Here is an 11,713-nt window from a genome sequence, read left to right as displayed (position 1 = left end):
TTTTTTTTTATTTCCAGACTTCACCGGCAATGTTGACGACATGGCGCAGTTTCGCCCATTGCTGTTCTTCTGTGATCAGGTTTCCTTCCTCAGTGGAGGCGAATCCGCATTGCGGGCTGAGGCAAAGCTGATCCAGGCTGACATATTGTGAAGCTTCTTCAATCCGGCGTTTAATCGCGTCCTTGTCTTCAAGTTCGCCATGTTTTGACGTAATCAAGCCAAGCACAAGCTGAAGATCAGAGCGTTTGACATAACGGAGCGGTTCAAAGCCGCCGGAGCGGGAATCATCATATTCCAGGAACAATCCGTCAAGGTCAAGCCCGTCAAAAATCGTTTCAGCCGCTGCATCATAGCCGCCTTCAGCCGTCCATGTGGATTGGAAGTTGCCGCGGCAGATATGCATCGTAACCTTCAGATCGTCAGGGCGATCCTTGATGGCGTCATTAATGGAAGCGGCAAACAGCTTGCGCAGCTCATCCGGCGTCGTGCCGAAAGCTTCAATCTGACGAAGCCCCGCTTCTGATAAGAAAACGGCCCATGCGGTGTCATCGAGCTGAAGGTAGCGGCACCCGGCGTCATAGAAAGCTTGAATCGCTTTTTTATACGCTTTTGACACATCGTGCTGAAATTGTTTGTAATCATTCTGGTAGGACGCTTTTTCCAATTTTCCGCGGAAAAACAGCATATTCGGACTTGGGATGGTCATTTTCGGAACAGCATCGCCGGCAATGCTGTGCAGGAATTTATAATCTTCGAGCATCGGATGCTGAGAAAAATCAATATCTCCCGTTACTTTAATGCCGCGCGCTTTCGTCTGTACGTTGTGAAACTGAATGCCGCTTTCAGGCGTAAACGCTTCGACGCCGTCTAAATTTTCGAGAAAATCAAAATGCCACCAGGCACGGCGGAATTCGCCGTCAGTCACGACATTGAGGCCGGTTTCTTTCTGCTTTTTCACACTGCGGATGATTTCTCTGTTTTCGATTTCGCGCAGCTGTTCTGCCGAAATCTCACCCGCCGCTCTTTGCAGGCGGGCTTGCTTCACAGCCGCCGGCCGCAGCAGGCTTCCGACCTGATCCGCGCGAAACGGCGGGTTTTTTCTTAGAAGCGTATGCAATGGTTGTTCTGTGTTTTGCTGTGACATGAACGATTCCTTCTTTCCTGATGAAATATAAAAAAGCTCTTCCCTCGGATAGGGAAGAGCTTGCGTCCGCAAATCTCAACCTTATCTTCAGGATTTAGCACCATTCTGCTGAACAGCGGTTGCCGGGTATCATAGGGCCAGTCCCTCCACCTCTCTTGATAAGGAAATATGCTATTTTTCAGAATAAACTGTAATACTCTTAATCTTAGTATATTATCTTATATTGTCAATATATTTCGATAAATATTTTTATTTATCACCCTCAAATAGAATCATATCTATCACAATGGCGATCGCGAGACAAAGAACGATATCCTCTTCCTTTTCAATCTGCAAATGATAGGAATCGCCCCAGCTCATCCATGATTTGGTGACGGTCATCCGGTTTGATTTTCCGTCTGTCACTTGAAAATTCCGGCCCCACACATCGCCGGTAAGATCCCAGCCGAGTCCGGAAATTTCAAATTTCGGTTTGAAAAACGTGACTTTCTTGATGACTTGGCAGACGGGTTTGCCGCTGACGGAAATCTCGTAACGGGGAACGAGCGACATCAATTTCTGGTTGACGCTGGCGAGCGTGCGGCCGTCCAAATCAGTCAGCTTCAGTTCATCACCGAATGAAAACAGCTTTCCTTCAACATTGTAGACTTCTTTTCCGCTTTCAAGAAACACTTGAAAACGATTCTTAAACGTAAACATTCGCTCTTTGATGTAAAAATGGTACATAAAAAAACTCCTTTTTTATGTTGTACGAAAAAAGGAGGCGGTTGGTTTCATATCGGCCGGGTACATAAAAAAAAGGCTGCCGATTTTGCGGCAGCTGTCGTTTTTATGATAGCGGCATCCGGCGTTTTTGACGGATCGCATTTAAATCAATGATGTTATTCGTGTCGGCAGCTGTCACCAGCGGGCTTGTCTTTGGCGTTTTCCGGCGGTTGTCCTTACTGAAAGAGAAAACAAGATACCCTGTCAAAGCAGCAAAAATAAGTAGCATCATTTTACATACCTCCCAAAAAAAGTTTTGGTATTATTATTGTACGAAAAAACAAACGAAAAGTATTCAAACAATTGTCACTTTTTTAAAAAATAACGTCATTTTCCGTAAAAATGACTATGGGTTGAAGAGATTTTGCTCTTGTTGTGGTTCTATAGATTGTATCGGCTGATGAATGATGATCGTTTATATAACTTTTTCACTATTTTTTGTAAGTGTCTAATTAACTACTTCAGTGTTTTCGTTTGCCTTGTGTTATTCAGTACCCTAAAAAACCTTATCATATGCAAAATAACTGCTTCTAACAGATGACTGCGGGATGACAGCGCTTTCTTTATTTTTTTAAAGAAAACGAGATGTTATCTTAAAAAAATCGTTTGAACATTTTCCGCAGTTTTTTAAAAGGGTTTGATTTCGTCTCCAGAATACGCGGGTCTTTTAAGGTTTTTTTCAATTCTTTCGCTACAGTCCCTCTTGCCATAGTCTTCACTCCTTCTTTCCAATTCATACCTTATATACGGAAAGAAAGAAGGAAAGGTTTCATGTGAAAGAAAAAAACCAAAGCAGGGGGCTTTGGTTTTAAGCGCGCTCTTCAAAGAGCCTGGCGATTTCAACAATGACGTTTACCGCCTTTTCCATATGATCGACGGAAATGTATTCATATTTTCCGTGGAAGTTTTGGCCGCCCGTGAAAATGTTCGGTGTCGGCAGCCCCATGTAAGAGAGCTGTGATCCGTCGGTTCCGCCCCGGATCGGTTCGATAATCGGTTCGATATCGAGGTTTTTCATGGCTTGATAGGCGACATCGACTATCTCTTTGACCGGTTCGATTTTTTCTCTCATGTTGTAATATTGATCACGCAGTTCAAGCTTGATGCTTTCCTTGCCGTATTTGGCCGCCAGCGCATCGGCGGTTTTCTGCATATATTCTTTTCGTTCTGCAAAGCGGTCTCTGTCAAAGTCTCTGATGATGTACGACAGGGCGGCTTCAGAAACGTCTCCGTTCATGGAGAGTAAATGATAGAAGCCTTCATACCCTTCCGTATATTCCGGCGCTTCTTCTTTCGGCAGCGCGTGATGAAATTCCATCGCGATTTTTGAAGCGTTGACCATTTTGTTTTTCGCCGTTCCCGGGTGGACGCTTTTTCCGTAACAAGTAAGCTTTGCGGCGGCTGCGTTAAAGCTTTCATATTGCAGTTCGCCGAGGGGGCCTCCGTCTATCGTGTAGGCGAATGCGGCGTTGAAGCGGCCGACATCGAATTTGTGAGGGCCTCTGCCGATTTCTTCATCGGGCGTAAACGCGACCCGGATCGTTCCGTGTTTGATGTCCGGATGTTTGATCAAGTACGCCATTGCCGTCATGATTTCGGCAATGCCCGCTTTGTTGTCGGCTCCGAGCAGCGTCGTGCCGTCTGTTGTGATCAGCGTCTGGCCTTTATAGCGGGAGAGCTCCGGGAATTGCTCAGGCGACAGGACGACATTGAGTTTGTCATTCAGAACGATATCATGTCCGTCGTAGCTCTCAATAATCTGAGGATTCACATTTTTCCCGGTAAAATCGGTCGCGGTGTCCACGTGAGCCAGAAAACCGACAGTCGGCACGTCTTTATCCGTATTTGCCGGCAGAGTCGCCATGACGTACCCATTGTCATCGACTGTGATGTCTGTCATGCCGATCGACTTTAATTCATCTGCCAGCATGTTGGCCAATGTCAGCTGGCCGGGGGTTGAAGGGCAGTTTTCATTGTTTTCGTCAGACTGTGTATCGACTTTTACATAAGAGGTAAAGCGTTCAATGATTTCATTTTTCATACCGTCATCTCCTTTGTCTTATCTTACCATGCGCGGGGGAGGGATTTCTATTTCGCAACCGGTTTGAATCGAAGGCTCTGTGTTTTACGCGAATGAAAACAAATTATGAAGAAACGATGACTAAACGATTAAACTTTTTGGAAATGGATGATTGAGGAAGAAAAAACCGATATAATATGGTCAATTCATTCAATAGGGGAGGCTTTCTTCATGGCGATTTTAGTGACAGGCGGAGCGGGTTATATCGGAAGCCACACATGTGTCGAGCTGTTAAACGGCGGCTATGACATCGTGGTTTTGGATAATCTGTCAAATAGTTCACCGGAAGCATTGGAGCGTGTGAAAGACATTACCGGAAAAGGGCTTGTATTTTATGAAGCGGATCTCCTTGACCGTGACGCCGTTCACCGGGTGTTTGCTGAAAATGAGATTGAAGCCGTCATTCATTTTGCGGGATTAAAAGCCGTCGGTGAGTCTGTGGCTGTTCCGCTCCGTTATTATCATAATAATCTGACGGGGACGTTTATTTTATGTGAAGCCATGCAGGCACACGGTGTGAAAAAAATCGTCTTCAGTTCTTCAGCGACGGTTTACGGCGTTCCGGAAACAACGCCGATCACTGAGGATTTTCCATTAAGCGCGACCAATCCTTACGGGCAGACAAAGCTGATGCTGGAACAGATTTTACGCGATCTGCATAAAGCGGATTCTGAATGGAGCATTGCGCTGCTCCGCTACTTTAATCCGTTCGGCGCGCACCCGAGCGGGCGGATCGGAGAAGACCCGAACGGCATCCCGAATAATTTAATGCCGTACGTCGCACAAGTCGCTGTCGGCAAGCTTGAGCAATTGCAGGTGTTCGGCAATGATTATCCGACAAAGGACGGCACCGGCGTGCGGGATTACATCCATGTCGTTGACCTTGCCGAGGGCCACGTCAGAGCGCTTGAGAAGGTGCTGAACACAACAGGCGCGGATGCCTATAATCTCGGCACGGGAAGAGGCTACAGCGTTCTTGAGATGGTCAAGGCGTTTGAAAAAGTATCGGGAAAAGAAGTGCCGTACCGTTTTGCCGCCCGGCGCCCGGGAGACATCGCCGCATGCTTCGCAGACCCGGCAAAAGCAAAGGCTGAATTAGGCTGGGAAGCAAAGCGCGGGCTTGAAGAAATGTGCGCCGACTCTTGGAAGTGGCAGTCCTCCAATGTGAACGGGTACCAAAAGGTGTAAAAAGAAAGAGACCTTCAAATGGTGAAGGTCTCTTTTATTACGGTCATTATTTAATTTTCACTTCAACATCGTTGCTGAACTTTAATTTCCAAGTGCCTTTAGAGTATGCGTTTTTATCAACTTCAAAAGCTTTTACGTCAGTAACTTTAATGTTCGGGTTCAAGTCACTTAAAATTTTACTGTTGTCTACTTTTGTTTCTGTTGCATAGCTTGAAGAAGCATCAATATCTGAATCATAGGATGTTCCTTTAGAATCTACTAATTTCGCTCTTGGAATGGAGAAAGAGCTTAACGGCTTGTTTGAAACATTTTTAACTGTGTATTGAACAGCTACGATAACGCCGCCGTCAGCTGCTTTTTTCTCGACAAATTGAGAGCCTACTGAATCTCTTTTTTCCACTTTCGTAACAGTAACTTCAGTTTTCTCAGTCTTAACAGTGTCACCGATGTTATACAGTTTTTCCTTGGATTCCGCAGCTTTTGAAGACGCGGTTTTAGATGATGAAGATCCGCCTCCGCCGCCGATGTTTACGAGAATGATAATAACCACTACTGCCAGAAGCAATGTGATAATTTTATGTCTCATAAAAAAGTTTCTCTGATCTTTACCGCAGTTTGGGCATTTTTTAACGCCTTTAGCGATTTCTTTGCCGCATGCCTTACAAGACACCAGGTTACCTGCCATAATATTTCCTCCTATGTAAACTATTTCTTGAAAACTACATACTATAATGCCTGTAAAATAACCTATAGTCAATAATATTTTGAGAAAAAAAGTATTTTAATGATTTTTTAGTCATGTATTTTAGTGCCTTTTTTAGTATCGGCAGATCGTTCATATTTTTTATACGTTTATTGAAAAAAGAGTGGTTGAACATGTTCGTGATTTCCCGTATAATCTTGAAAGATATACAAAAACTGAACATAAAAAACAGTGGTTTTCTAGGGTTCCGCAATGCTGAATTGGTCTGGACCGAGAGAAAACACACAGCAGGTTCCTGCTGTGACACGTTGGGATAAAAGCCCGGGAGTTTCTGCTCTTTTAATGAAGAGTGCTCTCCCGGGCTTTTTTGATTTTATATAAAGGGAGTGTCTGGGATGAAAAAGAGATTGCTGGATGTGCTGATGCTGATTATTGGGGCTTTTATCTTTGCTTTGGCCGTTAATTTATTCGCCATTCCGAATGATCTTGGAGAGGGCGGGGTAACGGGAATCACCCTGATTTTGTACTATGTGTTTGAATGGTCGCCCGGGGTGACGAATATCATTTTGAACGGGATCTTATTGATTATCGGATATAAATTCTTAGACGGAAAAACAACGCTTTATACGATCATTACGGTTGTCGCCAACTCACTGTTTCTGCATCTGACGCATGATTGGCACTCGCCTTCACATGAACTCATTATTAATACTATTTTTGCGGGTGTGTTTGCCGGTGTCGGAATCGGGATCATTATTCGAGTCGGAGGCACGACTGCGGGTTCTGCCATTTTGGCGAGGATTGCGAACAAATATCTCGATTGGAATATCAGCTATGCGCTTTTGTTCTTTGATCTGATTGTCGTCTTCAGTTCTTATTTCATCATCGGTGCAGAAAAAATGATGTTTACCATTGTCATGCTGTACATCGGAACGAAGGTGATGGACTTTATCATTGAAGGCCTGAATACGAAAAAAGCGGTGACGATTATATCTGAGCATAAGCACGAAATCGCCGAACAGGTCAACACGCTTATGGACAGAGGGGTTACGCTGCTGTCGGGTAAAGGAAATTACACGGGGCAGTCGAAAGAAATTTTATATATCGTCATCCAGAAACAAGAGCTTTCCATGCTCAAAAAAATTATTAAAAGCTGTGATACAAAAGCGTTTGTCATTGTTCATGATGTGCGTGACGTCTTTGGTGAAGGCTTCGTCGATATCTCTAAATAAAAAGGATCCCTCTGCCGGCGCGGAGGGTTTTTTTCTTATGCCGGCAGAAGCTGTTATGATCCGTTTCCCGGGAAATAGCCTGAAAGCTGTTTCTTAAAACGAAGTGGATACAATCGGCCGGACGTTTTATACTGAAAATATGATAGAGCGATAGAGAGGAGCGCATATGAACCCGTTATTGGCAATTTACCCGAGGGCTGTGTTGTCTGATAAGTGCTGTACGGCGGAGGATGTCTTTTGCTTTTATGATGAGAAAAGGCGGGTCTATGTCGCCATTCCGAAGGAGGATATCACCCCGAAGGAGAAACTGCTTCTGGAATCACTTTTGACGCCCGCTGAAGAAAAAGGCGATTTTTTTCCGGAGACGGCGGCAGCAAAGAGGTGGCGGCGGTTTCTGCTGGAAGAAGGCCCGGTGCCTGATGTCAAGGAGCCTCGTGTCCGTTTTATCCATTATGACTTATTGGGAGAACGGGATTGGGGGGCATTTACGGAAGCGCTGCGCCATTTCTGGCCGGTTTCATATACAGTTGTCCGGACGGGAAGGGATCAAGGCGTGATTGTGGAGGAAGAAAAGCTGGAAGCGCCAGATTCGGATGACATCGCATCTTTTGTGAAGATTCTCGAAGGCGATTTTTATTTCAGTGTCCGTTTTTTCATCGGAAGGTATTATGGCGCGGGAGAACGTCTGCGCCTTCATTATCGGAGAGAACAGCAATATTGTCAGATTGGCCGGCGTTATCTCCCGCAGCTGAGCACGCTGACCGCGGAAACGGTATTTCCGGCCATGCTCACGGAAGAAAGCAGAGAAAAGCTCTCAGCCTTGCTTCACGAAGAAGCGGTGCTGCTGTTTCAGAAAGAACCGGAGCTGAAGCATACGATTCAGACTTTTATTGAACATAACTCGAACATGTCGCTCACATCGAAAAGACTGCATTTGCACCGCAACAGTCTTCAATATCGGATTGATAAATTTGCGGAACGCTCGGGTATTGATATTAAGACATATCGGGGCGCCCTGCTGGCTTATTTCATTTGTCTGCAGTATGAAAAATCACATTAAATGGGAAATGTGCACGAAGGCAGCGGACTTTTTTTATGAACATTGCCTATATCCGCCGCCGTCTGACGCTGTTACAATCCTATTAAAGAAAGCGTTTACAAAAAGGGGGAGATGACATGGCGGAACTTCGGCTGGAGCATATTTATAAGTATTACGATCAAAAAGAAGCGGCTGTCGATGATTTTAACCTTCATATTAAAGATAAAGAGTTTATCGTGTTTGTCGGTCCGTCGGGGTGCGGCAAGTCGACAACATTGCGGATGGTTGCCGGGCTGGAAGACATTACGAAGGGCGATTTCTATATCGGTGACACGAGAGTGAATGACATCGCTCCTAAAGACAGGGATATCGCCATGGTGTTTCAAAACTATGCGTTATATCCGCACATGACGGTCTATGATAATATCGCTTTCGGTCTGAAGCTGAGGAAGATGCCGAAACCTGAGATAAAAAAACGGGTCGAAGAAGCGGCGAAAATGCTGGGGCTCACAGAGTATCTGCACCGCAAACCGAAGGCGCTCTCCGGAGGGCAGCGGCAGCGGGTTGCATTAGGCCGGGCGATTGTCAGGGACGCCAAAGTGTTTTTAATGGATGAGCCGCTGTCAAATCTGGACGCAAAGCTTCGGGTGCAGATGCGGGCAGAAATTATTAAGCTGCATCAAAGGCTGCAAACAACCACAATCTATGTGACGCACGACCAAACAGAAGCACTGACGATGGCGACACGCATCGTCGTCATGAAGGACGGAAAAATTCAGCAGATCGGCACGCCGAAAGACGTGTATGAACATCCCGAAAACGTATTTGTCGGCGGGTTTATCGGCTCCCCAGCGATGAACTTTTTCAAAGGAAAGCTGACGGACGACGCCATTCAGATCGGTTCAGCCGCTCTCAGCGTGCCGGAAGGGAAAATGAAAATGCTCCGGGAAAAAGGGTATGCCGGCAAAGAGGTTATCTTCGGCATCCGCCCGGAAGACATACATGATGAGCTGATTGTGGTAGAATCCTATAAGAATTCATCCATCACAGCTAAAATCAATGTCGCGGAATTGCTCGGGTCAGAAATTATGGTTTATTCCCGGATCGGGGATCAGGATTTTATCGCCCGGATTGACGCCCGCCATGATATACGTGCCGGTGAGGAATTGACCGTCGCTTTCGACATGAATAAAGCTCACTTTTTTGACAGTGAAACAGAAATCAGAATCCGCTCATAACGCAAAGCCGGACAGCTGGATGTCCGGCTTTTTAGATGTAACAATTTATGACGCATAACCGATATAAAAAGTAAATAGAAGACAGAAAGCAGGAAAACGATGAAACGCATGATCATGTGCATGTGCCTTTTGGCTGCCGTGTTTACGCTTGCCGCCTGCTCGGGCCATGAGGCAAGCGCCGAACAAAGCATTCCGAAGGCAGAAGCGCACCACGATAAAAAGTCTGTAAAGCGCCAAATCAAAAAAGAGCCGGATACGTCCGCCTGGGTTCAAACGAAAGGAACGGCAAGACTGCCGATTCTGATGTACCACAGCATTTCTGAGGGAAACAGCCTGCGTGTGCCGAAGGAAGAATTCCGGCAGCATATGAAGTGGCTTCATGATCACGGCTATTATACGATGACTCCTGAAGAGGCCTATCTGATGCTGACGGAGGATAAGGAGCCGCGTGAAAAATGTGTTCTGATCACATTTGATGACGGCTATACCGACAATGTGAAAGCGGCTTATCCCATTTTAAAGAAATACAAGATGAAAGCGACAATCTTTATGATCGGAAACTATATCGGGCATAAGAATCATCTGACTGAGAAGCAGATGAAGGAGATGGCCGCCCACGGCATTTCCATTCAGAGCCATACGATGAACCATCTCGAATTGAACGGGCTCACACCGCAGCAGCAGCGACGTGAAATGAAGGACTCTAAGCGTTTATTTGATCAAATGTTCGGGCAGCGGACGTCTATGATCAGCTACCCTGTCGGACGATATAATAAGGAAACATTAAAAGCCGCCGCCGCGTCAGGCTACCGTATGGCGGTCACGACGGAGCCGGGAGCGGCGTCAAGAGATCAGGGGCTTTACGGGCTTCACCGCGTCCGTGTATCGCCGGGCATGTCCGGCGCGGCATTCGGCTCTTATATTCAAAATGTGATGAAATAACAGAGCCTCCGCATATGCGGAGGCTTTTTTCAGTTTAATAGAATTGATGAAGCAGCAGAAGGGTGACACTCACGGTAATCGCTCCGCCGATTCTGGTCGACACTTGGGCGAACGGCATAAGCTCAAGCCGTTCAGCGGCGCTCAAGATCGCGACGTCGCCGGTGCCGCCCTGGCCGGAATGGCAGGCATTAATAATTGACGTCTCAATCGGGTACAAATTCAGCCATTTTCCGGTCAGAAAACCGACGGCCATCATCGTGACGACGATTGATAAAATGGTAATGATGTTGCTGATCGTAAACGCCGCAATCAGCTTGTCCCACGGTGTCATTGAAACGCCGATCGCAAATAAGAGCGGATAGGTCACGGCTGTCGAGAAAAAGCGCGAGACGCCGAAGGCTCCGTTTTCAATCGAAGCCGGCGCCAGCCTGAACAGCTTAATGAGAACGGCAAGGACGAGCATCACGACAGGAGCCGGAAGCTGAAAGAAATCATGCGCCAGCATGCCGACTAAATAGAGGGAAACCGCTAAAATACCGCCCGAAGCGAAAAAGGACAAATCAAACGTTTTATCATTGGCCGGCTGTTCCAATGCGGGAGCGGAATGATCAGACTTATCAACCTTCCCGTTGCCCGTCCATTCCGGTTTGCGTTTCCCGATGACATTCAGCAAACCCGATAACATAATGGCGCACAGGCTGCCGAGCATGATGGACGGCAGCACAAGCGCAAAGGCGTCTCCCTGGGACATCGGCATAATATCGGAGTAGCCGATGGATAAAGGAATCGCGCCTTCACCGACACCCCCCGCCATAATCGGAACGACAATATAAAGCAGTGTGTGCTGAAAGCCGAGCCCGAGCAGCGTCCCGACGCATAAGCCGACGATGGCGGCCGCGATCGAGCCGGCGATCAGCGGAATAAAAATCTTGACGAAAGCTTTGACGAGCGTCTCTCTTTTCATCCCGAGAATACTGCCGACGACGATACCGGCAATAAATAGATAGAGAAAGTTGGAGCTTTCTGTGAATTCTGTTGTTGAAGTAATAATGTCTTTCGGAAGCAAGTGGTAGTAGACGACAGCGGATGGAATAAAGGTTGCGAGAATCGCAGGGCCGCCGATGGAACGCACGATCGGAATGGATTTTCCGATCTGGCCGAAGGTAAATCCGAAAAAACTCATGACGGCAATTGATGTCAGAATGTCGCTTTTTACATCACGGCTCATGACAAACACCGTAATAAGCAAGAAAAGCAGGATATAGATAGGAAGAGGAATAATGCCGATTCTTATATTCATTGCTCTGGCAAACCAGTTATCAGTCCGTTCCTGTTTTTGGATTGAATCCGTTTGCAATTTTGGTTGAAGTTCTCCCATGCTT

At 46.4% G+C, this 11,713-nt stretch carries 11 protein-coding genes and 2 riboswitches; of the genes, 5 read left to right on the top strand and 6 right to left on the bottom strand.

What is annotated here, in order from left to right:
• Positions 1-7: 7 nt before the first annotated feature.
• From NQS30_RS16650 to pepT, 4 genes are all read right to left on the bottom strand, one after another.
• Positions 8-1,144: a 5-methyltetrahydropteroyltriglutamate--homocysteine S-methyltransferase gene (locus NQS30_RS16650; RefSeq protein ID WP_044802395.1), complete on the bottom strand. Its 1,137-nt coding sequence runs from the start codon at positions 1,142-1,144 to the stop codon at positions 8-10.
• Between the two features lie 78 nt (positions 1,145-1,222).
• A riboswitch (SAM riboswitch) is annotated at positions 1,223-1,309 on the bottom strand.
• An 84-nt stretch (positions 1,310-1,393) separates the two neighbouring features.
• Positions 1,394-1,870, bottom strand: a complete 477-nt coding sequence (locus NQS30_RS16645; RefSeq protein ID WP_012118790.1) for an LURP-one-related/scramblase family protein — start codon at positions 1,868-1,870, stop codon at positions 1,394-1,396.
• Positions 1,871-1,973: 103 nt separating this feature from the next.
• The gene (locus NQS30_RS16640) at positions 1,974-2,141 is read right to left on the bottom strand and encodes a hypothetical protein (RefSeq protein WP_003150808.1); all 168 of its coding nucleotides are present in this window, start codon (positions 2,139-2,141) and stop codon (positions 1,974-1,976) included.
• Between the two features lie 576 nt (positions 2,142-2,717).
• The gene (pepT, locus tag NQS30_RS16635) at positions 2,718-3,950 is read right to left on the bottom strand and encodes a peptidase T (protein ID WP_053285308.1); all 1,233 of its coding nucleotides are present in this window, start codon (positions 3,948-3,950) and stop codon (positions 2,718-2,720) included.
• A 210-nt stretch (positions 3,951-4,160) separates the two neighbouring features.
• On the opposite strand from pepT, the gene galE reads away from it, so the two are divergent.
• The gene (gene galE, locus NQS30_RS16630; protein WP_014419237.1) at positions 4,161-5,177 is read left to right on the top strand and encodes a UDP-glucose 4-epimerase GalE; all 1,017 of its coding nucleotides are present in this window, start codon (positions 4,161-4,163) and stop codon (positions 5,175-5,177) included.
• A gap of 46 nt (positions 5,178-5,223) precedes the next feature.
• Here the strand turns inward: galE and NQS30_RS16625 are convergent, their stop codons facing one another.
• Complete coding sequence (locus NQS30_RS16625; RefSeq protein WP_132106642.1) at positions 5,224-5,763, bottom strand: DUF4352 domain-containing protein; 540 nt, start codon at positions 5,761-5,763, stop codon at positions 5,224-5,226.
• 345 nt (positions 5,764-6,108) lie between these two features.
• Positions 6,109-6,210: riboswitch (guanidine-I (ykkC/yxkD leader) on the top strand.
• A 65-nt stretch (positions 6,211-6,275) separates the two neighbouring features.
• Here NQS30_RS16625 and NQS30_RS16620 point away from each other — a divergent pair.
• The 4 genes from NQS30_RS16620 to NQS30_RS16605 all read left to right on the top strand — a co-directional run bounded on the left by NQS30_RS16620 (position 6,276) and on the right by NQS30_RS16605 (position 10,331).
• On the top strand, positions 6,276-7,112 hold the full coding sequence (locus tag NQS30_RS16620) for a YitT family protein (RefSeq protein WP_003150818.1): 837 nt from the start codon (positions 6,276-6,278) through the stop codon (positions 7,110-7,112).
• Positions 7,113-7,278: 166 nt separating this feature from the next.
• Positions 7,279-8,172, top strand: a complete 894-nt coding sequence (locus NQS30_RS16615) for a PucR family transcriptional regulator (protein ID WP_072589714.1) — start codon at positions 7,279-7,281, stop codon at positions 8,170-8,172.
• A 116-nt stretch (positions 8,173-8,288) separates the two neighbouring features.
• Entirely contained in the window at positions 8,289-9,389 is a 1,101-nt protein-coding gene (locus tag NQS30_RS16610) for an ABC transporter ATP-binding protein (RefSeq protein WP_124692665.1), read from the top strand.
• A 99-nt stretch (positions 9,390-9,488) separates the two neighbouring features.
• On the top strand, positions 9,489-10,331 hold the full coding sequence (locus NQS30_RS16605) for a polysaccharide deacetylase family protein (RefSeq protein WP_012118785.1): 843 nt from the start codon (positions 9,489-9,491) through the stop codon (positions 10,329-10,331).
• 34 nt (positions 10,332-10,365) lie between these two features.
• Here NQS30_RS16605 and cimH read toward each other — a convergent pair whose 3' ends face one another.
• Positions 10,366-11,709: a citrate/malate transporter CimH gene (gene cimH / locus NQS30_RS16600; protein ID WP_124692666.1), complete on the bottom strand. Its 1,344-nt coding sequence runs from the start codon at positions 11,707-11,709 to the stop codon at positions 10,366-10,368.
• Positions 11,710-11,713: the final 4 nt, after the last annotated feature.

It is taken from the genome of Bacillus sp. B1(2022) (assembly GCF_040259625.1).
Classification (GTDB): domain Bacteria; phylum Bacillota; class Bacilli; order Bacillales; family Bacillaceae; genus Bacillus; species Bacillus velezensis.
The sequence above is the reverse complement of the archived record's forward strand: the minus strand, read 5'-3'. Positions and strand labels throughout refer to the sequence as shown.

Bases quoted from the DNA above. Each gene is read 5' to 3' on its own strand.
- NQS30_RS16650 (WP_044802395.1), bottom strand. From the start codon at position 1,144: ATGTCACAGCAAAACACAGAACAACCATTGCATACGCTTCTAAGAAAA.
- NQS30_RS16645 (WP_012118790.1), bottom strand. From the start codon at position 1,870: ATGTACCATTTTTACATCAAAGAGCGAATGTTTACGTTTAAGAATCGT.
- NQS30_RS16640 (WP_003150808.1), bottom strand. From the start codon at position 2,141: ATGATGCTACTTATTTTTGCTGCTTTGACAGGGTATCTTGTTTTCTCT.
- pepT (WP_053285308.1), bottom strand. From the start codon at position 3,950: ATGAAAAATGAAATCATTGAACGCTTTACCTCTTATGTAAAAGTCGAT.
- galE (WP_014419237.1), top strand. From the start codon at position 4,161: ATGGCGATTTTAGTGACAGGCGGAGCGGGTTATATCGGAAGCCACACA.
- NQS30_RS16625 (WP_132106642.1), bottom strand. From the start codon at position 5,763: ATGAGACATAAAATTATCACATTGCTTCTGGCAGTAGTGGTTATTATC.
- NQS30_RS16620 (WP_003150818.1), top strand. From the start codon at position 6,276: ATGAAAAAGAGATTGCTGGATGTGCTGATGCTGATTATTGGGGCTTTT.
- NQS30_RS16615 (WP_072589714.1), top strand. From the start codon at position 7,279: ATGAACCCGTTATTGGCAATTTACCCGAGGGCTGTGTTGTCTGATAAG.
- NQS30_RS16610 (WP_124692665.1), top strand. From the start codon at position 8,289: ATGGCGGAACTTCGGCTGGAGCATATTTATAAGTATTACGATCAAAAA.
- NQS30_RS16605 (WP_012118785.1), top strand. From the start codon at position 9,489: ATGAAACGCATGATCATGTGCATGTGCCTTTTGGCTGCCGTGTTTACG.
- cimH (WP_124692666.1), bottom strand. From the start codon at position 11,709: ATGGGAGAACTTCAACCAAAATTGCAAACGGATTCAATCCAAAAACAG.